Here is a 24,806-nt window from a genome sequence, read left to right as displayed (position 1 = left end):
AAATGGGTATTTCACCCTTATGCTACAAATGCGTACATCATCACATAATGGCACAGGCTTCCTCCCATGACAAACAGATGGAAAATCTCATGCGAACCGAAATTTTTATGCGTTGCATTGAAAATCGGCAGTTTTAATGCGTAGATAATGCCTCCAGCCGTATAGATGAGTCCGCCGGTCAGCAGCCAGAGAAATGCGCTTTTCGGAAGTGCCAGTACGATCTGACGGAACGCCAGCACGCAGATCCAGCCCATTGCGATGTAAACTAGCGAGGAGAACCACTTCGGGCAGTTGATCCAGAGCGCGTTGACGAGAATCCCGGCAATCGCGATACCCCAGACGAGCGTCAGAAGCCGGTAACCGGCGTTATTTCCAAGAACGATCAGGCAAACCGGTGTGTAAGTTCCGGCAATCAGGATGAAAATCATCATGTGGTCGATCTTACGCAGGATTTTATTAACGTGCTCGGAAATATTAAAGGTGTGGTAGGTCGTGCTGGCGGCATAGAGCAGAATCATGCTGACGATAAACACAGCCAACGCCGCAAGATGGCGCGAATCTGCTTCTCCAGCCGCTTTGTGAAGCAGCGGAACTGCCGCGATCAGCGCGCCGATCATCGCGATAAAATGCGTCAGCGCGCTTCCGGGATCCTTTACGTGGAATTTATGATGCTTTGTTTCAACGAGTTCCGTTGTGTCAGATGTATGTTTTTGACTAGAAATCATAGGATAACCTCCTTTGTCGTAATCTCAATAAAGTAATTGTGAATATGATATGTAGTATTTAAAACTACATAGAATGTTTTTATATACTATACAACTTTTCTGAAAAATATGCAAGAGGGGAATGGGATATGTTATAATATAATGTATGAATAGTAACGAAAGGTTTTCACGTTTCATGTGAGTTGGCAATAAATATATGCAATGGTTTGCATATGAAAATTTTAAAGTTAGAAGAGAAAGAAAAAAGGCTCATAGATGATTTGAGAAGTTAAAATGCTCGGGAATTCATGGATGAAGTAGAGAGGAAATCGGTTATGTTAGATATATTATACGAAGATAAAGATATTTTAGTTGTGGTCAAACCAGCTGGAGTTGAGTCGCAGACATCGAGACGCCTGGAGCCGGATATGGTCAGCGAGATAAAAAATTATCTCCACCGGAAGGTGCAGGAGACGAAAAAGTTATCCACAGGATTATCCCCAAAAGCGTCCACAGCCCCGGTGGATCCGTATGTTGGAATTATCCACCGACTGGACAAGCCGGTGCGCGGTGTGATGGTATATGCCAAGAACCTGAAAGCGGCAGCGCACTTAAGCCGTCAGGTACAGGAGGGAAAACTGGAGAAAATCTATCAGGCACTCGTATGTGGAAAACCTGTGGATAATGTGGGTAAGTACGTGGATTATCTGTTGAAAGACGGGAAAACGAACACCAGCCGGATTGTGGATAAGTCGGTCGCCGGTGCGAAACGGGCAGAGCTGGAATATCAGATATTAGAAAAAAAAGAACAGGAAGACGGCACCGTGCGTTCACTGGTGGAAATTCATCTTCACACAGGACGCCACCATCAGATACGCGTACAGTTTGCCGCGCATGGGACACCGCTCATGGGAGATACCAAGTATGGCGCACCAGCGGCTGCTTCCGTGGGACGTGCCCGTCGGGAACCGCTGGCGCTGTGCGCGGTCCGTTTATCGTTCCTTCACCCGGTGACGGGAAAAAGAATGGAGTTTTCCACCAAACCGCAATTTGTTCTGTGAGCGAACTTTTCTATAAGTCAAGAAAATAAAAGGTCAAGGGTGAATAGAAGGTAAGACGTGTATATTTTTATCCGACCTGACCATACTAGAGTGTGTACAAAGGAAGTACGAATCATAAATGGGCAAAGTCCATGGGTAAGCCCCGGAGCGACTAAAGAGGGCTTACAAAAGAGACCGCAGGAGCCGGGAGAAGCGGGAGCTGACACCGGTTTCCTGTGGTTTTTCGTTGCCATACATCCGGAAAAAAGGGCGTGTAGGTTTAAGGAAAAGACGTTTGTTTGAATGGATGGCTGTAGAAATCATAGAACCATAACGGTGTATGGCATAAAGAAAAAATCGGGAAGGTGGAGCAGACAGATGGCACTCAGCAGAAAACAGAAAAAAGCATTTCTCACAGCAGTAGTCACGGCGGGCGTGTATTTGAGTTTCCGTTACCTGCTGCCGCTTATATTCCCATTTCTGGCAGCGTATCTGATGGCGCTGCTTCTCCAGCCATCGGCAGCATTTCTCGAAAAACGGCTGCGAATCTCCTTCCGCGGGCGCATGATCGGCGTTCCCATCGGTATGATCGGGGGCGTGGAGCTGATTTTGCTGAGCATTTTTCTGGTCGGTCTGCTGGCAGCAGGGGGACGGCGTTTCACGGAGGAGCTGGAACACTTTTTAGAAGAGCTTCCAGGACGGATGGAGGAATTGTCACTGCTCGGACAGCAATTTGAACAGTCGATCGAGCGAGTCCTTCATCTGCCTGCCGGTAAAATCGGGCAGCTCTTTCGCGGAACAGGCTTGCAGGGCGGTGGACAGGTCAAGGAGATCCTGCTGCCGCAGCTCCTTCAGAAATCAGTTCCTGCTGCGGCGGGGATTGTGCGCGCGGTTATTGTGGTTGTTTTATTTTTCATTGCCTCGATTTTGAGTTTACAGGAGATGGACGAACTGCGCCGGAGGCGGTTTGATTCGATGTTTCACCGCGAATTTTTCCTGCTCGGCAGGCGGCTTGCGGTAACAGGAAGCGCATGGCTGAAAACCCAGTCGGTCATTTTCCTGATGACTTCGGCACTTTCGATGACGGGGCTTTTGCTGATTGGAAATCCATATTATATTCTGGGCGGAATCGGAATCGGGGTTCTGGATGCCCTGCCGATCTTCGGCACAGGGACGGCGCTGGTGCCGTGGAGTCTTTTTCTTCTATTCAAGCGGGAGTGGGGACACGCGCTGATTCTCTTCGGGCTGTATCTGCTCTGTTATTTTCTGCGTGAGTTCACGGAGGCGCACCTGATGGGAAAGAAAATGGGGCTGTCGCCGCTTGAAACGCTGGCGGCGATCTATGTGGGCTTGCAGCTGTTCGGTCTGTTTGGATTTCTGCTGGGTCCGATTGGTCTGTTGATTATTAAGGATTTTGTGGAGGAGTATGGGGAAGAGAACGAAGGAGCGGATGCTCATTAAGTAGGCGCTTTTAGAGGAGAAAAGTGGAGTATTGGTGGATGGACGATCTGAAATTGCTTTTGAATGTGGAAATTTAAGGAGATGAAAGGATTTTTTAGAATTGCCGCGAGACAAAAGGATCATATATAATAGATAAGGAATTAAAAACGCATAAAAGTTCTGGAAAACAGCAGAGAAAGAGTTGCTGGAAGATAGCTGGATGTTAAGCTGAAATAAATATGCATATCATTTAATATGGAGGAACAGACGTGAATTTATATACAAAAGAGTCAGGCTCCGGACAGCCGATGGTGCTGCTTCACGGAAATGGAGAGGACAGCTCCTATTTTGTGAACCAGCTATCCTTTTTTGAATCAAAATATCTCGTGATTGCGGTGGACACCCGTGGACATGGCAGATCTCCGCGTGGTTGTGGGACATTTACCTTGGAACGGTTTGCTGATGATTTGAAAGGATTTCTTGACCGCCGGGGACTTAGGCGGATCATTTTGCTGGGGTTCAGCGACGGCGGCAATATTGCGCTGATTTTTGCACTGAAATATCCGGGATATGTCGATCGGCTGATTTTAAATGGAGCGAACTTAAACCCGTTTGGCATGAAGCCGTCCGTGCTGGCGGATGTGGCGCGGGAGTATGTGGGAGTTGTGGGGAAGCTCTGGCTGCAGAAAAGCGGCATCGGGCAGATACGGGGAAAAATGCAGATGGCAGCAGGAAAAATGCGGACAGAAAAGCAATTTTCAAAAGAAAACGAAAAACAGAATGGACAGGAAAGACTGAATAAACAACAGAGAAGAAGCTGTCAGAAAGAAAAAATTCCTGAAAATAAGGAAAATGATCGGAAGGCAAATATACACAAAAAAGAGCTTCTATCCTTAATGTTGTATGAACCCTGGATCCGCCCTGAACTTCTCCACCGCCTGAAAATGCCCGTCCTTGTGGTAGCAGGGAGCGACGACATGATTCGCGAATGTCACACGCGCCAAATCGCACGTTCTCTGCCAAACGCAAGGCTTCGGCTTTTAGAGGGCACCCATTTTATTGCAGCAGAGAACCCGGACGCATTTAACCAATGTGTTGCATCATTCTTGGAACAGACACAGGGCGGCGAGCTGGCGCAGATGAGCCGAGTCTGGGGCAGCCGGAGAGCCGGAAGACTGGAGAAGGAGAAGATCCGTCGGGCGGCGGTGCTGGTACCTTTGATTCAGAAAGGCGGGGAGTACCACGTGGTGTTTGAGGTGCGCGCGGGAAGCTTAAAAACTCAGCCGGGCGAAATCTGTTTTCCGGGCGGTGCCGTTGAGCGGGACGAGACACCGAAGCAGGCGGCGATCCGTGAGGCGATGGAAGAACTCTTAATCAGTCGCCGCCAGATTCGCGTTATCGCGCCGTTGGATGTGCTGGAAGCACCCGGAGCGATGGAGATTTCTCCATTTTTAGGTGCGCTGCAGGGCTACCGCTGGTCATATTCCGAGGCGGAGGTCGATCATACCTTTTCTGTCCCGCTCCGCTGGTTCGCGGAACATGAACCGGAGCGATATGAAACAGAACTTGTGACCGTGCCGGAAGAGACATTCCCGTTTGAAGATGTTCCGGGCGGACGCGATTACCGCTGGCGGCGCGGACATTACGATGTCTACTTCTACCGCCGTGAGGAAGGAATCATCTGGGGGATGACGGCGAAGATTCTGCGGTCACTGGCGGAGATGTACCGGGAGGACATTTTATTAAAATAGGATTCGTAAGATAGGGATAAAAACATTATTTTTTGTTCGGACGCAACCGAGTCAGTGACGACCGAGTAAAAAATGCGAGGCATCGTCAAGACTTGTACAAGGGCGAGTTCCAGCCTTGACAAACCCGACCGATTGGCGTAAAATCATAATACTGTCAAAAAACAAAACAGGCGAAGAGAGGAATCAGTAAACTTTGACACACGTCCAGAGAGAAAGCCGTATGGTGCGAGGCTTTTGTGTCCCTGAAAGTTGAACCGACCCTGGAGCTGTGCATGAAAATGCAACGTATTTCCGGCGTTAACGGAAGTTAAGTGAGCCAGAATCGGAACGAAATTCTGGTTAAGCAGGGTGGTACCGCCGAAGTTAAGCCATTCGGTCCCTTTGATCGCAGCGATCAGCAGGGATCGGATGGCTTTTTTATTTCTATGAAATACAAAACAACAATAAAATGTTTTTAACAAGGAGAAATGACATGGCAAAGGAAAAGAAAATGGTAGAAGCCATCACATCGATGGATGAAGATTTCGCCCAGTGGTATACGGACATCGTAAAGAAAGCAGAGCTTTCTGATTACTCCAGTGTAAAGGGCTGCATGATTATCAAACCGGCCGGATATGCGATCTGGGAGAATATCCGCAATGAACTGGACAAGCGCTTTAAGGCAACCGGCGTAGAGAACGTATATCTGCCTATGTTTATTCCGGAAAGTCTTCTGGAAAAAGAGAAAGATCACGTAGAAGGTTTCGCACCGGAAGTAGCGTGGGTGACACAGGGCGGTTTAGAGCCGTTACAGGAGAGAATGTGTGTACGTCCGACTTCCGAGACTCTGTTCTGCGATTTTTATGCACATGACGTACATTCTTACCGCGATCTGCCGAGAAACTACAACCAGTGGGCTTCGGTTGTACGTTGGGAAAAGACCACCCGTCCGTTCCTGCGTTCCAGAGAGTTCTTATGGCAGGAAGGTCATACCGCTCATGCAACCGCTGAGGAAGCACAGGAGCGTACCGAGATGATGTTAAATGTATACGCGGATCTGTGCGAGGACTTCCTGGCAATTCCGGTTATCCGCGGACGCAAGACCGATAAGGAGAAATTTGCCGGTGCAGAGGCAACCTACACGATCGAGTCCCTGATGCACGATGGCAAGGCACTGCAGTCCGGCACCAGCCACAACTTCGGCGATGGATTTGCAAAGGCATTTAACATCCAGTATCTGGATAAGGATAATAAATTAAAATACGTTCATCAGACTTCCTGGGGTATGACAACCCGTATGGTAGGCGCGATCATCATGGTTCATGGTGACAATAATGGTCTGGTTCTGCCGCCGAAGGTAGCTCCGACCCAGGTTATGATCGTTCCGATTCAGCAGGCAAAAGAGGGGGTTCTGGACAAGGCATTTGAGGTAAAAGAGGTTCTGTCCAACTTCCGTGTCAAAGTGGATGATTCCGACAAATCTCCGGGATGGAAGTTCAGCGAGTCCGAGATGCGCGGTATTCCGGTACGTGTCGAGATCGGACCGAGAGATATTGCTGAAAATCAGGCAGTTCTGGTTCGCCGTGATACGCATGAGAAGATTACGGTATCTCTGGATGAGATCGCAGCAAAGGTTGGCGAGCTTCTGGAGACGATTCACCACGATATGTTTGAGCGTGCAAAAGCGCACAGAGATTCCCATACTTATGTAGCGACAACACTGGATGAGATGAAGGAGATCGCAGAAAATAAGCCAGGCTTCATCAAGGCAATGTGGTGCGGCAATCAGGAGTGCGAGGATAAACTGAAAGAAGTAGTCGGCGTAACCTCCCGCTGCATCCCGTTCAATCAGGAACATCTGGCTGACACCTGCGTATGCTGCGGCAAGCCGGCAACGAAGATGGTTTACTGGGGTAAGGCATATTAATATGATTCCAAAACGGATAGAAATGCCGGTCCAGGTCGAGGAAATCCTGGGAAAGCTGCGAGAACATGGTTACGAGGCATTTGCAGTCGGCGGCTGTGTCCGCGATGCGATCCTGGGGCGGATTCCCGGTGACTGGGATATCACGACCTCGGCGCACCCGGAGGAGGTGAAGCAGGTGTTCGGTCACACGATCGACACCGGGCTTCAGCACGGTACGGTCACGGTCATGCGTGATCATATCGGATATGAAATAACTACCTACCGGATTGACGGTGAATATGAGGATGGACGCCACCCGAAGGAAGTCGTATTTACTGCCGAACTGCGTGAGGACTTGAGACGGCGTGATTTCACGATCAATGCGATGGCATACAGCCACGAAACGGGAATTGTCGATATTTTCGGCGGGGCGGAGGATCTGGCAGCGCGCCGGATCCGCTGCGTCGGGGATGCGGGAGAACGATTTACGGAAGATGCGCTCCGGATCCTGCGTGCCGTCCGCTTTTCGGCCCAGCTGGGATTTTCGATAGAGAAAAAGACCTGGCAGGCGCTCTGTGAGCTGGCGCCCTCCCTTGTCCATGTGAGCAAGGAACGGGTGCAGGTGGAGTTGACAAAAACACTCCTGTCCGACCGCCCGGAATTTATCTGGAAAACGGAGGCGGCAGGACTGGCACCGTACATTTCAAAGACATTTCCGGAGGTATTTGCGGCGTGGAAAAAGCAGAAAAGCTGTGCAAAGCAGAGTTTGGAAGAGAAAATATGTTCGAAGGATGTGCCAGCTGCTGACAAGGATGCGATCAAAACGGAAACGGCAGCGCAGCAGGGGCACATGTTCGTGAAACATGAATGTGAGACAGACATGGCGGGGGAAATTTCTGCTGCTGCGGCACATCTGCCAGCAGAAAAAGCCTTGCGCTGGTCGTATTTTCTTGCCCCGGCGGGCGAGGAAACTTGTGTCCGGGTTCTGAGAGAACTTAAGATGGACAACGACACGATCGATAAGGCGAAGATTCTGAGCCGTTTTGCATTCACGCAGATGGAACCGGAGGAAAGCGCTGTCCGCCACGCGATGAGTGCGATGGAAGATACGGTCTTTGACTGGCTGCTTCTCCTTCAGGAAGTTCTGATGCCGGAGCGCATGGATGCGGTGGAAATGGTTCGCTCACTTGCAAGGCAGATCCGGGAGCGCGGTGACTGTATCCGTCTTAAAACTCTGGCGGTAACCGGAAAAGACCTGATTCAGGCAGGCATCCAGCCGGGACCGGCGCTTGGAAAAACGCTGCATCTTCTCTTTGAAAAGGTGCTGGAGAATCCGGCTTGGAACGAGAAAGAGCGGCTTCTGGCTGAGGTGGAAGTGTTGAAACAATCGCAGAATGCGGGAACCAGTAAAGCATAAGAAGATTAATAAATAAAAAGAGAAAAGAGGCAAAATCGTTTGGAACCGGCAGGACAAACGATTTTGTCTCTTTTCCTTTTGCTTTTTTAACAACAATAGTTTCAATCAGAGGATGATTAAAAGAGTTATCCCAATTTCTTATACTCCCTGAAAAACAGCGCCGCCGTCGTCGCCACCGCAATCGTGTCTGCCACCGGTTCTGCCACGAACACGCCGAATACCGGATTTGAAACGAAATGCGGCAGGATAAAGATCAGCGGAATCAAAAGCAGCACTTTCCGGAGCAATGCCAGAAAGACGGATGTTTTCGCATTTCCAAGGGCAATAAAAGTCTGCTGGCAGGCGAGCTGGACGGCAAAGAGCAGGGAAGCTGCCATATAGATCCGGAGCGCCCAGATGGTATAGCTGGCAAGGTCTGCGTCGCTGGTAAAGATGGAAATAAAAATCTGTGGAACCAGCATACATAAGAGCCAGAGCAAGGTGGAATAGCAGACTGCCGAGCGCAGAAGCAGGTGAAACGCTTTTTTCACACGGTCGATATTTTTTGCTCCATAGTTAAAGCTGATGATCGGCTGCGCGCCCTGTGTGAGCCCCTGCAGCGGCAGCATGGAAAACTGCATGACGCTGGAAAGAATCGTCATCGCGCCGACCGCGGTATCGCCGCCATAGTTCAACAGGCTGGTGTTAAAGCTGATGGACAGTGCACTTTCTGTAAACTGCATGATAAACGGCGCCAGTCCGAGCGCCAGGCATGGCAGGATAAATTTCTTCTGCGGGCGCAGGTTGCGGAGCCGTATCCGCAGGGTACTATGCGTTCCGGTCAGAAAACGCAGAATCCAGATACAGGAAATACCCTGTGAAAGGATGGTTGCAAGTGCTGCGCCGCGCACATCCAGATGCAGTCCGAAGATAAAGATCGGATCGAGGATGATGTTGCAGAGAGCGCCGATGGCAACGGTAATCATGCCGGTTTTGGCATAACCCTGTGCGTTGATAAAGGCATTGAGTCCGAGCGCCATCTGGACGAAGAAAGTGCCGCAGACGTAGATTTTCATGTAGTTCCAGGCGTAGAGAATCGTCTTCTCACTGGCGCCGAACATCAGGAGGATCGGGCGCCCAAAGCCAAGAAACAGGGCGGTCAGGACGAGCGAAATGACGGTCAGCATGAAGGTACAGTTGCCGAGTACCTTTTCAGCGGAATCCTTGTCGCCTTTTCCCATCAGGATCGACGCCTGCGGGGCACCGCCCATGGCGGCGAGCGCGGCAAAAGCGGAAATGCACATGATAATCGGCATTGTGACGCCGACGCCGGTCAGGGCGCTGGGACCGATGTCCGGGATATGGCCGATGTACATGCGGTCAACCATGTTATAGAGAACGTTGATGATCTGTGCGGCAATTGCCGGGAGCGCCAGTTTAAAAAGAAGTGACCCGATCGGCGCACTGCCGAGATCAGCTTCACGGGATGATGCTGCGCCTGAATGCGGGCGCGTATTTTCATCGTTGGAACGATGAGCGGATTGTATGGACAAAGAGAGCCCTCCTTTTCATTTACAGTCAAATATATTATTTGATTTTTTGCCTGATTGTTGGGACAAATAGCCAGACCGCTTTTTTATCCCAATGTGAATCATTGTAACATACTGTCAAAATGATGGCAATGAACAGAATTTCGTAATCACTCCACATTGGCGATTGTGTATGATAGTTTGTGCGCTGTGTTTCAAATCTGCGATATTTATGCATAAGCATATTTGTAAGCCCCCTCTCATAGGTTAGGAGTAGCAGGCTGGGTGTCTGATGTGCATATTTGCATAATCGTGTGAATGTTGCAATTAACATAGCTGTCAGCAGCTGTGGCCCGGCGTGAAAATGTGCTGTCCACATTCTTTTGGGAAATGGAAAGGCGGGCAGCCGGATAGAGGCAGGAGGGGGAAGCTGTGAACGAGAGAACAACCGAGGTGCTGGAACAGTATGAACTGGAAGTGCAGTCGAAGCGCCGTGGAAGAGGCGCGTGGATCTGCGAGACGAGTCAGGGGTTAAAACTCCTCCGGGAATATAAGGGGACCGTCAAACGTCTTGAATTTGAAGAACAAATCATGAATGTTCTGCAAAATCAGAAAACATGCCGGACCGATCAGTATATGCGGAACCGGGAGGGCGAGCTTTTGTCGGTGGCGGAGGATGGAACGCGGTGTGTTGTGAAGGAATGGTTTTCCGGGCGCGAGTGCAGTGTGCAGAGCGAGGCGGAGGTAGTCCGGGCGGTCGGGCAGATCGCGAAGCTGCACCGGACATTGCGCGGCATTGCGATCGATGAGTCGTGGAATCTGGGGTCAATTCTCACGCGTCCGGCGGTGGCGGAGATGGAGCGCCACAACCGGGAACTTGTCCGTACGCGGAATTATATCCGGAAAAAACGGCGTAAATCGGATTTTGAGAGGGCAGTCAGCGGAAGCTTTGCCATCTTTTATGAGCAGGCGCAGGAAGCAGCAGGCGGGCTGAAAGCGCAGATCGAGCAGGATGGCGAGCCGGAAAACTATTTGTGTCACGGGGATCTGAACCAGCATCATATTTTATTGGTAGAAGAAAATGAGATGGCGGTGATTGAATTTAACCGGATGCACCGGGGCGTCCAGGTCGAAGACCTGTATCATTTTACGCGCAAAATATTGGAAAAGCATGGCTGGGATTTGCGTCTGGGGATGCGGCTGCTGGAGACGTATGATCGTATTCTGCCGTTGAATGCACAGGAGCGGACATACCTCTATTACCTGTTTTTATATCCGGAAAAATACTGGAAACAGTTAAATTTTTATTATAATGCAGGCAAGGCGTGGATTCCAGTCCGCAGCATTGAAAAACTGCAGAAGCTGGAAGAACAGCAGACGGCGCGGAACCTCTTTCTTGAGGCAATCCGATAAGAAATGTTGATTTACATATGCATATAAATTCTTTGGTTAAGCGTATTCGATATATCATGGAGAAACTTTGAAAAACGAAAAAATAAAGACAAAGAATAGTAACCGAAATTCTCTTTATTTTTCAGAATAATTATACTATAATGGAGAAAAAGAAAGTCATCCTAGAAGAAAGCAGGGGGTAAGTGAATCATGAAGGATTACATGACGATTTACAAAGAATGGCTGGAAAATCCATACTTTGACGAGGCAACGAAAGAGGAATTACGCGCCATTGAGGGCGATGAAAATGAGATTAAAGAGCGTTTCTATATGGATTTGGAGTTTGGTACGGCAGGACTGCGCGGCATCATCGGTGCAGGTATTAACCGGATGAATATCTACACCGTCCGCCGTGCGACCCAGGGACTGGCAAATTACATCATCAAGCAGGGCGGCGCGGCAAAAGGCGTGGCGATCGCATTTGACTCCCGTCATATGTCCCCGGAATTTGCCGAGGAAGCAGCGCTGACACTGGCGGCAAATGGCATCAAGGCGTACCGGTTCGAGACGCTGCGCCCGACGCCGGAGCTTTCCTTTGCCGTCCGCGAGCTTGGCTGCATCGCCGGCATCAACATCACCGCCAGCCACAACCCGCCGGAGTACAACGGCTACAAGGTTTACTGGGAGGACGGCGCACAGTTTACACCGCCGCATGACAAGGGCGTGACTGAGGAAGTTATGGCGATCACCGATCTTTCCACCGTTAAGACGATGGGAGCACAAGAGGCAAAGGCAAAAGGACTCTACGAGATCATCGGTGCAGCGATCGACGACAAATATATTGCACAGGTCAAGGCACAGGTAGTCAATCAGGGCGCGATTGACCGCATGCAGGATCAGATCACGATCGTGTATACACCGCTTCACGGCACGGGCAATATCCCGGCACGCCGTGTGATGAAAGAGCTTGGATTTACCCATGTATATGTGGTTCCGCAGCAGGAGCTTCCAGACGGCGATTTCCCGACCGTCAGCTATCCGAACCCGGAGGCAAAGGAAGCATTTGAATTGGGACTGGCTCTGGCAAAAGAGAAAAATGCAGACCTCGTTCTGGCAACCGATCCGGATGCCGATCGTCTGGGCGTGTATGTCAAAGATACCAAGTCCGGCGAATACATTCCGCTGACCGGCAATATGTCTGGCTCCCTGCTCTGCGAGTATGTGCTCAGCCAGAAACAGGCAAACGGCAAGATTCCGGCAGATGGACAGGTTGTTAAATCCATCGTTACGACGAATCTGGTAGATGCAGTTGCGAAGAATTACGGCGCAGAGCTCATCGAGGTTCTGACCGGATTTAAGTGGATCGGCAAACAGGTTCTCAAAAATGAGCAGGAAGGCAAAGGAACCTATCTGTTTGGCATGGAAGAGAGCTATGGCTGCCTGATCGGTACATACGCACGCGATAAAGATGCCATTTCCGCGACTGCAGCACTCTGCGAGGCGGCTGCCTATTACAAGGAAAAAGGCATGACGCTGTGGGATGCGATGGTCGAGATGTACGAGAAATACGGCTATTATAAAGATGAAGTGAAGTCCATCGGCTTAAAGGGCATTGAGGGACTGGCAAAGATTCAGGAGATCATGGAATATTTCCGCGCCCACACACCGTCCGATTTTGCTGGACATAAAGTGCTGGCTGTCCGCGATTACAAGGCAGATACCGTCAAGGATCTGGCAACCGGCGAGGTAAAACCGACCGGACTTCCATCCTCCAATGTTCTCTACTACGAACTGGAAGACAACGCATGGCTCTGCGTCCGCCCGTCTGGAACCGAGCCGAAGATCAAGTTCTACTACGGCGTGAAAGGTACCTCCCTGGAAGACGCGGCAGCGAAATCAGAGAAGGTAGGCGAGTCTGTGATGACGATTGTCAATGGACTGCTGTAGAAAAATAAAAAGAAGATATGAAATAAGTTCCTAAAAGAAATAGGACCATTCGTTCATGCGAAAGGTCCTATTTTTGTGCTATTTTGTTCTTTTAATTCTTTCAACGCCGCTGCAAATTTCGACGAAACCGCAGTAGGATTTCCTCTTAGCAGCCCGCGGCGGTAGAAGGCATGGAGCTTTTTAGCCGGGCGCAGGGACTGGCGGCGGTGTTTGAGTTCTTCTAACCGGGTGCTCAGGCGGGTGAGGCGGTTGTCGAAGGCGATGCGGGCATCGACTTCGGTGCGGACTTCGGCAATGCGCTCGTTGACGCGCTGTTTGGCAGCTTCGATGCGTTCTGCGTTTCCTGCTTTGGCAGCTTCGATGCGGGAGGTGGTTTCTTCTCGAACATCGGACAGGCGTTTTTCGGCGAGTGCCTTGGTCTCAGCCAGGCGCTCTTTGTGTTCGGTGGCAGCCGCCTGCAGTTGTCTGGCAGTCTCGGCGCGTGCGGTTGCCAGGCGTTCTTCGGCGTCACTGCGGATGGCGGCAAGTCTGCGGGCGGCTTCTGCCTGGGCGGCTGCCAGTTTTTCGGCTGTTTCTTCACGGGTCAGAGCGCCGCGCTCAATGGCTTCCTCACGCAGCAGCTCGATCTTGGACTGTAGCTCTTCGATATCGGCTTTGAGCTTCGTCATAGCTTCCAGCGTATGACCCAGAGCCAGGGCTGCCTTGATGGATTCGTAAGCATCGGCGGTGAAAAGAACGCTGATGACGAAATCGCAGATGAGCAGGATAACCGGAGGAACCGCAAGCACAGTGCGGGCGATCGGATCATGGATGACATCGGTCATAAGGATCGTCAGAAATCCCCATGCGATCGAGGAACTCAGGCAGATATAGCCGTGCAGCTGGAACGGCTGGCTGCTGTAATCCCAGTAGCGGACCTTGAATAGGCGTTCCATGACGGCGCCGGTGACATATTCAAGCGCCGTGGCGGCGATAAAACCGGAAATATAGACGAGGGGCAGGCTGTCCCGCACCGGCAGGGACACCCAGAGCATCATCACCGCGCCGGAACCGTAGAGCGGCAGCATCGGAAGCCTCAGAAATCCGCGGTTGACGAGCCGTTTCTGTTTCAGGGAAACATAAGTCGATTCGAAAATCCACCCTAAAAAGCAGTATACATAGAAAAAAGCTAGCCATTGGTACCAGGTATAGGTATACATAAAACCTCCTTTAGAAAATCAAGTCATTTTCTCATTGGTTGAAAAACGTATCTAAAATGAAGTTGTTTCTTATCTTACTATATAAATCTAGAAAAGTTCAAGGCATCTGGGTGAAAAAAGATAATTCCAAAATCTCCGCTTGCCACAAAAGCATGCTTCGTGTACAATAAATCGAAGTCGGCTTTGCCACAGACAGCAGGCAGACGTACAGAAAGCAAATCTTATATGGAGTGGAGTTGTTTTCCAGGATAAAATTTGCAGAAAAACAAAGAACAATTCAACAAATACAAACAATTTACAATAAAAAGAAAAATAGGAGAGGTACACACGTGAGTATACTGAATGTAGAACATTTAAGCCACGGTTTTGGTGACCGGGCGATTTTTCAGGATGTTTCGTTCCGCCTGTTAAAGGGTGAGCACATCGGTCTGATCGGTGCGAATGGCGAGGGTAAATCGACGTTTATGAATATTATTACCGGGCATATGCAGCCGGACGAGGGAAAAGTAGAGTGGTCAAAGCGGGTGCGCGTCGGCTATCTGGATCAGCACACGGTGCTGGAAAAAGGCATGACGATCCGCGAGGTTTTGAAGAGCGCATTTTCCTTCCTGTTTGAGCTGGAAGTGCAGATGAATGAAATCTGCGACCATCTGGGCGAGGCATCGGAGGATGAGATGAACGTGATGATGGAAGAGCTGGGAACGATCCAGGATCTTCTGATGAACCACGATTTTTATTCCATCGATGCGAAGGTGGAGGAAGTCGGACGTGCGCTGGGGCTGACCGATATCGGTCTGGACCGCGATGTAACGGATTTGAGCGGCGGACAGAGAACGAAGGTACTGCTCGGGAAATTGCTTCTGGAAAAGCCAGATATCTTGTTGTTGGACGAGCCGACGAACTATCTGGATGTGCAGCACATCGAGTGGCTGAAACGGTATTTGCAGGAATATGAAAATGCGTTCATCCTGATTTCACACGATGTTCCGTTCTTAAATAGCGTAGTAAATATCATTTATCATATGGAAAATCAGCGGCTTGACCGCTATGTGGGCGATTACGACAAGTTTCTCGAGGTGCACGAGGCGAAGAAAGCGCAGCTCGAGGCAGCGTATAAGCGTCAGCAGCAGGAGATCGCGCAGCTGCAGGATTTTGTGGCACGCAATAAAGCGCGTGTTTCCACGCGAAATATGGCGATGTCCCGCCAGAAAAAGCTGGATAAAATGGATGTGATCGAACTGGCGAAGGAAAAACCGAAGCCAGAGTTCAACTTCCTGGAGGCGAGAGCCTCCGGAAAATGTATTTTTGAGACGGAGGATCTGGTGATCGGTTACGACGAGCCCCTGTCCCGTCCGCTGAACCTCTATATGGAGCGCGGCGAGAAGATTGCGATGGTCGGTGCCAACGGAATTGGAAAGACGACGCTTTTAAAGAGTATTTTAGGTTTGATTCCAGCAGTGTCCGGCAAGGTGACGCTGGGCGATTATCTCTCCATCGGCTATTTCGAACAGGAGATGGCGCCGGGCAATACGACGACCTGCATCGATGAGATCTGGAAAGAATTTCCGTCCTACACCCAGTACCAGGTGCGTTCCGCACTGGCAAAATGCGGTCTGACGACCCAGCACATCGAGAGCCAGGTGCGCGTGCTCAGCGGTGGCGAGCAGGCAAAAGTGCGCCTGTGTAAGCTGATCAACCGCGAGACGAACCTTCTGCTTCTCGACGAGCCGACGAACCATCTGGACGTTGAGGCGAAGGAGGAGTTAAAGCGTGCGCTGGCGGCGTACAAAGGAAATATCCTTCTGATCTGCCATGAACCGGATTTCTATGAGGGATTCGCAACGAATGTCTGGGACTGCAGTGAGTGGAGTCTGAAAATATAAGAAAAAATGTTTTTGAGCGTACCCCAACATTCAGTATAGAGCCCTTTTTTTAGGTGTCTGGCGCTGACAAAAAACAGGAACGCCATCGGCTGAGAGTCCGACGGCGTTCCTGTTTTTCTTAAATTGGGAATGGTAGGTATATATAAAAAAGAAATTGGCTTAGGGGGGCCGGACGATTTGTATCGTCCGGTATGAGTATGAAAAAGCTTTTTTATTTCAAGTAACACTTGAAACAAAGGCCTGTTACCCTTTCGGATAACATACTTGTATTATAGGAGAAACTTGTGACTAAAATATGTCCCTTTCATAAAAAAAATATAAAGTCCATAAAAAAATAAAAACCTCTTTCAAAAGAATCGAAAGTTGTATATAATAGTAAGTGGTATAGTCCGCTCTAAAACAATGCGCGGGCTGGATGGCAGCGAAAAAAGCTGAAATAAAGAAGATAAAATACAATGAAACTCATAGATTTATGTACTCAAGAGTGCATATTCAGAGCAGGAGGAAAACAACTATGTTGATGTCCAATGATATTGGTATCGATCTGGGTACAGCCAGCATCCTTGTATATATCAAGGGAAAAGGTGTCGTACTGAAAGAGCCGTCCGTAGTGGCGATCGATCGGGATACGAATAAGATCATGGCGATCGGCGAGGAAGCCCGCCTGATGATCGGCAGAACCCCTGGCAATATCGTAGCGGTCCGTCCGTTGCGCCAGGGGGTTATTTCAGATTATACAGTGACAGAGAAGATGATGAAATATTTCATCAACAAGGCAGTCGGCAAGAAGACACTCCGCAAGCCGCGTATCAGCGTCTGCATCCCGAGCGGTGCGACCGAGGTAGAGCGCAAGGCGGTTGAGGATGCGACTTATCAGGCTGGCGCACGCGAGGTTTCGATCATCGAGGAGCCGGTAGCAGCTGCGATCGGCGCTGGTATCGATATTTCCAAGGCGTGCGGCAACATGATCGTAGATATTGGTGGTGGTACGGCAGATATCGCCGTTATTTCCCTGGGCGGTACCGTAGTCAGCACTTCTATTAAAGTGGCTGGTGATGACTTTGACGAGGCACTGGTCCGTTACATGAGAAAGAAACACAATCTTTTGATCGGTGAGAGAACCGCTGAGGAGATCAAGATAAATATCGGTGCGGCATACCGTCGTCCGGAGGTAATCACGATGGAAGTGCGCGGACGAAATCTGGTTACCGGACTTCCGAAGACGATCGTTGTCACATCCGACGAGACGCTGGAAGCGCTGCGCGAGCCGGCACTCCAGATCGTAGATGCCGTTCACAACGTACTCGAGCGGACGCCGCCGGAATTGGCAGCCGACATTTTTGACCGTGGTATCGTACTGACAGGCGGCGGCGCACTGTTAAGCGGTCTGGATGCCCTGATCGAGGAGAAAACTGGCATTTCCACGATGATCGCAGAGGATCCGCTGACCGCAGTTGCGATCGGAACTGGTAAGTTTATCGAGTTCGCACACGGTGAGAAGAAAAACTACGATTAAAGAGAACCGCCGGAAGACGGATAGCATAAAAATATGGCAGCAGTTAAAGGATATATTGAAAAAATAAAATACCGCAATGAGGACAATGGCTATACGGTTCTCTCTATCAGCGGCTTGGACGACGGGGAGGAATATGTGCTGGTTGGCACTTTTTCCTACATCGCAGAGGGCGAGATGATCGAGGCGAGCGGGCGTATGACCGAGCATCCGATTTACGGGGAACAGATGGCGGTGGAAAGCTATGAGCTGAAAGCGCCTGAGGATACTGTTTCCATGGAACGATATTTAGGCTCCGGCGCCATCAAAGGCGTCGGGGCTGCTTTAGCTTCCAGGATTGTTAAAAAATTTAAGGCGGACACATTCCGCATCATGGAAGAAGAGCCGGAACGCCTCGCGGAGGTCAAGGGAATCAGTGAAAAAATGGCGATGTCCATCGGTGAACAGGTCGAGGAAAAGCGCGATATGCGCCAGGCGATGATGTTTCTGCAAAATTATGGCATTTCCATCAATCTGGCGGTTAAAATCTACCAGGAATACGGTCCGGCAATGTACACGATTCTCCAGAACAATCCGTATAAGCTGGCGGACGATATTCCGGGCGTCGGTTTTAAGATGGCAGACGAGATCGCGGCGAAGATAGGAATCGTGGCAGATTCGGATTTCCGCATCAAGAGCGGCATCCTGTATACACTCTATCAGGCGACGGCGAACGGGCACACATACCTGCCGGAGGACGAGCTGGCGGATCGGGCGGCAAAGCTTCTACAGGTTGAGATTTCCGAGATTGACAAGCATCTGATGGATATGCAGATGGATAAACGGCTGGTGATCCGGGAGAGGAAACAGCAGAAAACAGCAGAAATGGATGTTTTTGTTCAGGCGGAATCGGCAGTGTCGGGGCAGATGCAGCCGCAGCCAGATGTTTTGGGTGAACCGAATGCATCAAATGTATCAAATATAGCAAACGCCCCGGAACGCGCCGTTTATGCATCACACTACTATTATACCGAGCTAAACACCGCCCGCATGCTGCACGACTTAAACATCACTGGTTCCGAATCGGAAGAACAGATTCGGAAAAGTCTGGCAGTCATCCAGAAAGAGGAACAGATCGAGCTGGATGAACTGCAGATCCGCGCGGTGATTGAGGCGGTCAACTGCGGACTTTTGGTAATCACGGGCGGTCCGGGTACCGGAAAAACGACGACGATCAACACGATCATCCGGTATTTTGAAAAGGGAGACATGGATATCCTGCTGGCAGCCCCGACCGGACGCGCAGCAAAAAGGATGACCGAGGCGACAGGCTATGAGGCGAAGACGATTCACCGCCTGTTAGAGCTGACGGGAATGCCAGAGGAGGATGAGAAGAGCCGGACGATTTCGATGCATTTTGAGCGGAACGAGGACAATCCGCTGGAAGCTGATGTCATCATTATCGATGAAATGTCGATGGTGGATATCAATCTGATGCATTCGCTGCTCCGGGCGGTCAATGTCGGCACACGTCTGATTCTGGTAGGTGATGTGGATCAGCTTCCGAGCGTCGGACCGGGCAATGTCCTGCGTGATATCATCGAGTCAGAATGTTTCCATGTGGTAAAGCTAACCCGGATTTTCCGGCAGGCGGCGCAGAGCGATATTATCGTCAACGCCCACCGCATCAACGCCGGAGAGCGCATTCCGATCGGAAAGTCAAGCAGGGATTTCCTCTTTATAAAGCGTGATGATCCGAATGCGATCATCAATGCAATGATCACGCTGGTACGTGAAAAACTGCCGAATTACGTTCATGCCGATTTGTTTGAGGTACAGGTCATGACGCCGATGCGGAAGGGAGTGCTGGGATCGATACGGTTAAATTCCATTTTGCAGGAATTTTTAAATCCGCCATCGGCAGAAAAGGCGGAAAAAGAGTATGGCGAGACGACGTTTCGTGTGGGCGACAAGGTCATGCAGATCAAGAACAATTACCAGATTGAGTGGACTTCCTACAACCGCAGCGGCATCCCGGTGGACAAGGGAGCCGGCGTGTTCAACGGGGATCTTGGGCGTATCCGCGAGATCAATACCTTTGCGGAGCTGGTAACCGTGGAGTATGATGAGGGAAAACGTGTCGAGTACAGCTTCAAGCAGCTGGAGGAGCTGGAATTGGCATATGCGATCACGATCCACAAGTCGCAGGGAAGCGAGTATCCGGCGGTCGTGATTCCGGTCTGGAGCGGACCGCAGATGCTGATGACGCGGAATCTGATTTACACGGCGGTTACAAGGGCAAGAGCCTGTGTCTGCCTGGTCGGTGTCCCGTATGTGTTTCAGCAGATGGTGGACAATGCGATGGAACAGAAGCGCTATTCGGGACTGCGCGACCGCATTGAAGAAATTATGGAGACATTGTGATAAAAAATATAAAATGGAATCAATTCCCCCGCGCCGCTCTGGATGCGCTATATCCAAGGCGCTGCCCGGTCTGCGGGGAGATCGTGACGCCGAAGGGCAGGCTTATCTGTCCTTCGTGTCTTTTGAGGCTTTCGCCTGTCAAATCGCCGGTTTGTCAGAAATGTGGAAAAGAAGTTTGGAGTGAAGAAATCGAATATTGTCCAGACTGTGTGAAACACCGCCGGTCATTTGCGCGTGGGATGGCACTCTTTAACTATACGGAGGAAGCTGCGCGCTCGATGGCAGCGGTTAAATATAAAAATAAGAGGGAATATCTCGATTTTTATGCCGAAGCTGCAGCGGAAAAGCTGAGGCAGTATGAAAATCGGGAGGAGTGGCAGTTTGACGGTCTGGTTCCCGTTCCGGTCCACCCGGCGCGGAAACGGAAACGCGGTTTCAATCAGGCGGAGGTTCTGGCAAAGCGGATGGGCGAGCGGCTGGAAATGCCGGTGTGCCCGGAATTTTTATATCGGATACGAAATACAGAACCTCTGAAAGAGCTGAATCCAGATGAACGGCTCCGGAATTTACAGCAGGCGTTTCAGGCAGATGCGGAGGCAATCCGGGCAAGTGGTGTGCAAAACGTGCTTCTTGTGGATGATATTTATACGACCGGAAGCACGGCGGAAGCGTGTACCCGGGCGCTTCTGTCTGCGGGGATCGAAAAAGTCTGCTTTTTTGCCGTTTGTATTGGACAAGGACGCTAAAGTGGGATATGATAGAGAAGATAGGCAGAGGGAAGCCTTATAAGTGGAAATACTCCGGCATTTCTGGATGAAAAGAATAGTAGAAAGCATTTGAATCTAAAAGTTTGCGGGAGAGGCAAAAAAAGGTTCAGGAGACGGAAGGAATGCAGGGGGAGATTTCAAGTAAGAAAGAAAAGGAGTAAAAAGAATGCAGGAATTTGAATATCGCCTGGAAAAGGAAGATTATAAAAACTGGATTCACTGGAACGTGCTTAAGCATGAGTCCAAGAAAATGAAGATGGTGTCGGCACTCTTATATGTCGCATTTTTAGCTCTCTTTCTGGGAAAAAATGTGATGCAGGCAAAGGGCAATCTGGTTCTTCTTGTACCGTCCATCGTGATAGCGGTGCTGGTCGGCATCGGCATGTTTTACATGATTTCAAACCAGAACCAGGAGCGGATGATCTGGAAACGGAGCGGACTTAAAAATTTGGAAAAGACGGGCAATTTCCCAGTCGTACATCTGACGCTGGATGAGAAGACACTGACCATGACGGTTGCGGCACAGGAGATGACCAAGACTTACAGCTACAGCGACATTGAGCAGATGGTTGAGATTGAGCGGATGTATCTGCTTGAGACGAACGAGAAAACCTGGCAGTTTATCGCCAAGTCGGCATTTTCCAGCGAGGAAGAGCAAAAGCGGTTTGAGACATTCATGAATGAAAAGCTTGCGGATGCCAAGGAAAACCCGGAAGAATATCCATCCGTGACAAAAAATCCGGAAAATGCGGAGAACCAGGAGGGCGGCGCCCTGCATCAGAACGCCGCGCTTGAGGATGATGTTGTGGAAGCTGATGAGCCGGAGATCACCCGCGTGGATACAAGCCATATGGGTAAGATTGGAAAAATGGCGCATTTTATCGGAAGCCAGGCGGCAGATGAGAAAGAAACCGATGAGTAAACGTTTCTGATTGTTTTATAGCATCATTGTAAGTCCTGATAATGTGAAATACGAGGCGCGGGCAGAATCTGGTTCCAGCCTGCACTAAGTGAAAACGATATCTATAATATAAAAGAGGCGGCGAATGTCGGCAAGTTATTGCTTGACGCGCCGCTTCTTTTATGATATAGTAGACGGGCGAATGGAAGAACATAGGTCTTTTTTTTATGCTCAAAAACCAGATTTCCGGTTGGAGAGTGGAAAGATCGCATACTAAGAAAAATGGAGGTGGAAGTTGTGCGTACAAGAATTACACTGGCATGCACAGAATGCAAGCAGCGCAATTACAACATGACCAAGGATAAGAAAACTCATCCGGACAGAATGGAAACCAAAAAGTACTGCAGATTCTGTAAGACACACACGTTACACAAAGAGACGAAGTAAGAGTAACTGGTTGGTTCTGCGCGATCGGGCATCTGCCTGAGCGCTTTGGAGGACAAAAATGGGTGATACAGAAAATACCAAAAAAGCTCCTAAAAAGAGTTTCTGGAAAGGTCTAAAAGCTGAGTACAAAAGGATCATCTGGCCTGACAAAGAGACAGTTACGAAGCAGACTGGAGCGGTCATCGCCGTTTCCGTTGCGCTGGGACTTATCATTGCGGCTCTTGACACAGCAATCGTGTTTGGACTGCACTTCGTTATGTAAAGGCAAAGGTGAGAAATATGGCAGAAGCAAATTGGTATGTAGTGCATACTTATTCCGGCTATGAAAACAAAGTAAAGGTTGACATCGAAAAGACGATCGAGAACCGGAACCTTCAGGATCAGATCTTAGAGGTTTCCGTGCCGATGCAGGAAGTTATCGAAGTCAAGAATGGAGCCAATAAACAGGTTGCCAAGAAGATGTTTCCCGGATACGTACTGATCAACATGGTTATGAATGATGATACCTGGTACGTAGTACGCAACACCCGCGGAGTGACCGGGTTTGTTGGTCCGGGCTCCAAACCGGTTCCTTTGACGGAAGAGGAGATGGCCGGTCTCGGATTTAAGGAAACCGGCGTTGTTGTTGACTTTGAGGTCGGCGACACGGTTGTTGTAACGACAGGGGCATGGAAAGATACCGTTGGTGTTATCGAGTCCATCAACGAGGAAAGACAGACCCTGACGATTCGTGTAGAACTGTTTGGCCGTGAGACACCGGTTGAACTGAACTTCACAGAGATCAAGAAGATGATGTAAAGAGGTTCATTTATGAGCCTGTGGGAGGGAAATCCCCGCAATTACCACAATTTATAGGAGGTGCCAACAATGGCAAAGAAAGTTACAGGATATATTAAATTACAGATTCCTGCTGGAAAGGCTACACCAGCTCCGCCAGTAGGTCCGGCTCTTGGACAGCACGGTGTAAACATCGTACAGTTCACGAAAGAGTTCAACGCTAAGACAGCAGACCAGGGCGATATGATCATCCCGGTTGTTATTACTGTATATGCTGACAGAAGCTTCAGCTTCATCACAAAGACTCCGCCGGCTGCCGTTTTGTTAAAGAAAGCTTGCAAGATTAAATCCGGTTCCGCTACACCGAACAAGACTAAGGTAGCTAGCATCTCGAAAGAGGATCTGCAGAAGATCGCAGAATTAAAGATGCCTGACTTAAATGCAGCAAGCCTTGAAGCTGCTATGAGCATGATCGCTGGTACAGCAAGAAGTATGGGTATCACAGTTGCCGAGTAATTTTCGGGATGTTTATCAGTAACGTGGGAGGGAATTCCCCGACAATACCACTAGGAGGTTTTTTATAATGAAAAGAGGAAAAAGATACGTAGAGGCTGCTAAATTAGTAGATCGCGCAAGCCTTTATGAAGCTGCAGATGCCATCTCCATCGTGAAGAAGGCTGCAGGTGCTAAATTCGATGAAACCGTAGAACTTCATATCAGAACTGGTTGTGACGGCCGTCATGCTGATCAGCAGATCCGTGGTGCAGTTGTACTGCCGCACGGAACTGGTAAGACCGTTCGTATCCTTGTATTTGCTAAGGGACCGAAGGCAGAAGAGGCTCAGGCTGCAGGCGCAGATTTCGTAGGCGCTGAGGAGCTGATCCCGAAGATCCAGAACGAGGGATGGTTAGACTTCGACGTAGTAGTAGCTACTCCGGACATGATGGGCGTTGTAGGACGTCTTGGTCGTGTACTTGGACCGAAGGGCTTAATGCCGAACCCGAAGGCTGGTACTGTTACTATGGATGTAACCAAAGCTATCAATGATATCAAAGCCGGTAAGATCGAGTACAGACTTGATAAGACTAACATTATCCACGTGCCAGTAGGTAAAGCTTCCTTCACAGAGGAGCAGTTAGCGGACAACTTCCAGACGCTTATTGACGCTATCCTGAAGGCAAAACCAGCTACCTTAAAGGGCGCTTACTTAAAGAGCGTAACCATGACTTCTACCATGGGCCCGGGCGTTAAGCTGAACGTAGGTAAGCTGATTGGCTAATCAGAAGACGTTATAGAATCAAGAGGATGAGGGACTTTTGGGTCTTTCGTCCTCTTTTTTTCGATTGTCGAAAAAATATAAATAAAGTCAAAAAAACAGTTGACTTTATACTTTAGTAGTGATAAAATGTGTTCTGTTGCCGCTGAGAAAGCAGAAACAAAAATTAAAGAGTCAAGACGCACAGGTGATTGTGAAAACTTTCAAAAAGAAAGTGAAAAAGTCCTTGACAAAAATGAATATCCATTATATAATGGTTAAGCACATTTTTGGAGAGATATCGAAGCGGTCATAACGAGGCGGTCTTGAAAACCGTTTGTCCGAAAGGGCGCGTGGGTTCGAATCCCACTCTCTCCGTTTCGAAAACGGTTATTAATTTCATAAGATATGAAAATCAACCTGCAGAAGTACCCAAGAGGTTGAAGGGGCTCCCCTGGAAAGGGAGTAGGTCGTTAGTAGCGGCGCGAGGGTTCAAATCCCTCCTTCTGCGTTCGATGCGAAAGCATCAGGAACCTTGAAAACTGAACAGTATGTAAAACCCTGAAAATTCTAAGAA

At 49.6% G+C, this 24,806-nt stretch carries 20 protein-coding genes, 2 tRNA genes and 1 other annotated feature; of the genes, 19 read left to right on the top strand and 3 right to left on the bottom strand.

What is annotated here, in order from left to right; genetic code table 11:
• Positions 1 to 17: 17 nt before the first annotated feature.
• Complete coding sequence (locus tag DWV73_RS10785; protein ID WP_107001885.1) at positions 18 to 725, bottom strand: hemolysin III family protein; 708 nt, start codon at positions 723 to 725, stop codon at positions 18 to 20.
• 314 nt (positions 726 to 1,039) lie between these two features.
• Between DWV73_RS10785 and DWV73_RS10780 the strand changes: the two genes are divergently transcribed.
• The 5 genes from DWV73_RS10780 to DWV73_RS10755 all read left to right on the top strand — a co-directional run bounded on the left by DWV73_RS10780 (position 1,040) and on the right by DWV73_RS10755 (position 8,237).
• Positions 1,040 to 1,765: an RluA family pseudouridine synthase gene (locus tag DWV73_RS10780; protein WP_107001886.1), complete on the top strand. Its 726-nt coding sequence runs from the start codon at positions 1,040 to 1,042 to the stop codon at positions 1,763 to 1,765.
• A gap of 357 nt (positions 1,766 to 2,122) precedes the next feature.
• Entirely contained in the window at positions 2,123 to 3,205 is a 1,083-nt protein-coding gene (locus DWV73_RS10770) for an AI-2E family transporter (RefSeq protein ID WP_107001888.1), read from the top strand.
• Positions 3,206 to 3,453: 248 nt separating this feature from the next.
• Positions 3,454 to 4,935: an alpha/beta fold hydrolase gene (locus DWV73_RS10765; RefSeq protein ID WP_107001889.1), complete on the top strand. Its 1,482-nt coding sequence runs from the start codon at positions 3,454 to 3,456 to the stop codon at positions 4,933 to 4,935.
• Positions 4,936 to 5,099: 164 nt separating this feature from the next.
• Positions 5,100 to 5,319: a binding site (T-box leader), on the top strand.
• Between the two features lie 88 nt (positions 5,320 to 5,407).
• On the top strand, positions 5,408 to 6,841 hold the full coding sequence (gene proS / locus DWV73_RS10760; RefSeq protein WP_022359111.1) for a proline--tRNA ligase: 1,434 nt from the start codon (positions 5,408 to 5,410) through the stop codon (positions 6,839 to 6,841).
• A 1-nt stretch (position 6,842) separates the two neighbouring features.
• Positions 6,843 to 8,237, top strand: a complete 1,395-nt coding sequence (locus tag DWV73_RS10755; protein WP_107001890.1) for a polynucleotide adenylyltransferase — start codon at positions 6,843 to 6,845, stop codon at positions 8,235 to 8,237.
• 125 nt (positions 8,238 to 8,362) lie between these two features.
• Here DWV73_RS10755 and DWV73_RS10750 read toward each other — a convergent pair whose 3' ends face one another.
• Positions 8,363 to 9,763, bottom strand: coding sequence for an MATE family efflux transporter (locus DWV73_RS10750; RefSeq protein ID WP_117796755.1), 1,401 nt, complete (start codon positions 9,761 to 9,763; stop codon positions 8,363 to 8,365).
• A 414-nt stretch (positions 9,764 to 10,177) separates the two neighbouring features.
• Between DWV73_RS10750 and DWV73_RS10740 the strand changes: the two genes are divergently transcribed.
• Together DWV73_RS10740 and DWV73_RS10735 are read left to right on the top strand one after the other, a co-directional pair.
• Entirely contained in the window at positions 10,178 to 11,158 is a 981-nt protein-coding gene (locus tag DWV73_RS10740) for a phosphotransferase (protein WP_107001892.1), read from the top strand.
• Between the two features lie 189 nt (positions 11,159 to 11,347).
• Positions 11,348 to 13,084 (top strand): phospho-sugar mutase, encoded by a 1,737-nt coding sequence (locus tag DWV73_RS10735; RefSeq protein ID WP_117796691.1) that lies wholly within the window; start codon positions 11,348 to 11,350, stop codon positions 13,082 to 13,084.
• Between the two features lie 53 nt (positions 13,085 to 13,137).
• On the opposite strand, the gene DWV73_RS10730 is transcribed toward DWV73_RS10735, so the two are convergent.
• A complete protein-coding gene (locus DWV73_RS10730) occupies positions 13,138 to 14,283 on the bottom strand; it encodes a putative ABC transporter permease (RefSeq protein WP_107001894.1) in 1,146 nt (381 codons plus the stop codon).
• Between the two features lie 329 nt (positions 14,284 to 14,612).
• Between DWV73_RS10730 and DWV73_RS10725 the strand changes: the two genes are divergently transcribed.
• The 12 genes from DWV73_RS10725 to DWV73_RS10670 all read left to right on the top strand — a co-directional run bounded on the left by DWV73_RS10725 (position 14,613) and on the right by DWV73_RS10670 (position 24,740).
• On the top strand, positions 14,613 to 16,166 hold the full coding sequence (locus DWV73_RS10725) for an ABC-F family ATP-binding cassette domain-containing protein (protein ID WP_107001895.1): 1,554 nt from the start codon (positions 14,613 to 14,615) through the stop codon (positions 16,164 to 16,166).
• Positions 16,167 to 16,680: 514 nt separating this feature from the next.
• Positions 16,681 to 17,682, top strand: coding sequence for a rod shape-determining protein (locus DWV73_RS10720; RefSeq protein WP_022359104.1), 1,002 nt, complete (start codon positions 16,681 to 16,683; stop codon positions 17,680 to 17,682).
• Between the two features lie 33 nt (positions 17,683 to 17,715).
• Positions 17,716 to 20,082 carry an ATP-dependent RecD-like DNA helicase gene (locus DWV73_RS10715; RefSeq protein WP_117796690.1) on the top strand — a complete coding sequence of 789 codons (2,367 nt, stop codon included), beginning with the start codon at positions 17,716 to 17,718 and terminating at the stop codon, positions 20,080 to 20,082.
• On the top strand, positions 20,079 to 20,828 hold the full coding sequence (locus DWV73_RS10710; protein WP_022359102.1) for a ComF family protein: 750 nt from the start codon (positions 20,079 to 20,081) through the stop codon (positions 20,826 to 20,828). The genes DWV73_RS10715 and DWV73_RS10710 overlap by 4 nt, the downstream gene beginning before the upstream one ends.
• Positions 20,829 to 21,015: 187 nt before the next feature.
• Positions 21,016 to 21,771 (top strand): YcxB family protein, encoded by a 756-nt coding sequence (locus tag DWV73_RS10705; protein WP_117796689.1) that lies wholly within the window; start codon positions 21,016 to 21,018, stop codon positions 21,769 to 21,771.
• A gap of 261 nt (positions 21,772 to 22,032) precedes the next feature.
• Positions 22,033 to 22,197 carry a 50S ribosomal protein L33 gene (gene rpmG, locus DWV73_RS10700; RefSeq protein WP_207722866.1) on the top strand — a complete coding sequence of 55 codons (165 nt, stop codon included), beginning with the start codon at positions 22,033 to 22,035 and terminating at the stop codon, positions 22,195 to 22,197.
• 58 nt (positions 22,198 to 22,255) lie between these two features.
• Positions 22,256 to 22,459 (top strand): preprotein translocase subunit SecE, encoded by a 204-nt coding sequence (gene secE, locus DWV73_RS10695; RefSeq protein ID WP_022359100.1) that lies wholly within the window; start codon positions 22,256 to 22,258, stop codon positions 22,457 to 22,459.
• Positions 22,460 to 22,476: 17 nt separating this feature from the next.
• A complete protein-coding gene (gene nusG / locus DWV73_RS10690; RefSeq protein ID WP_022359099.1) occupies positions 22,477 to 22,995 on the top strand; it encodes a transcription termination/antitermination protein NusG in 519 nt (172 codons plus the stop codon).
• Positions 22,996 to 23,064: 69 nt separating this feature from the next.
• Positions 23,065 to 23,490, top strand: a complete 426-nt coding sequence (rplK, locus tag DWV73_RS10685) for a 50S ribosomal protein L11 (RefSeq protein WP_022359098.1) — start codon at positions 23,065 to 23,067, stop codon at positions 23,488 to 23,490.
• A gap of 67 nt (positions 23,491 to 23,557) precedes the next feature.
• Positions 23,558 to 24,253 carry a 50S ribosomal protein L1 gene (gene rplA / locus DWV73_RS10680; RefSeq protein WP_022359097.1) on the top strand — a complete coding sequence of 232 codons (696 nt, stop codon included), beginning with the start codon at positions 23,558 to 23,560 and terminating at the stop codon, positions 24,251 to 24,253.
• Positions 24,254 to 24,521: 268 nt separating this feature from the next.
• Positions 24,522 to 24,607, top strand: a tRNA-Ser gene (locus DWV73_RS10675).
• Positions 24,608 to 24,651: 44 nt separating this feature from the next.
• Positions 24,652 to 24,740: transfer RNA gene (locus tag DWV73_RS10670), tRNA-Ser, on the top strand.
• The last annotated feature ends 66 nt before the right edge of the window (positions 24,741 to 24,806 follow it).

Origin of the sequence: Clostridium sp. AF12-41, from assembly GCF_003461685.1 — a bacterium.
In the GTDB taxonomy this organism is placed as follows: domain Bacteria; phylum Bacillota; class Clostridia; order Lachnospirales; family Lachnospiraceae; genus Otoolea; species Otoolea fessa.
The sequence above is the reverse complement of the archived record's forward strand: the minus strand, read 5'-3'. Positions and strand labels throughout refer to the sequence as shown.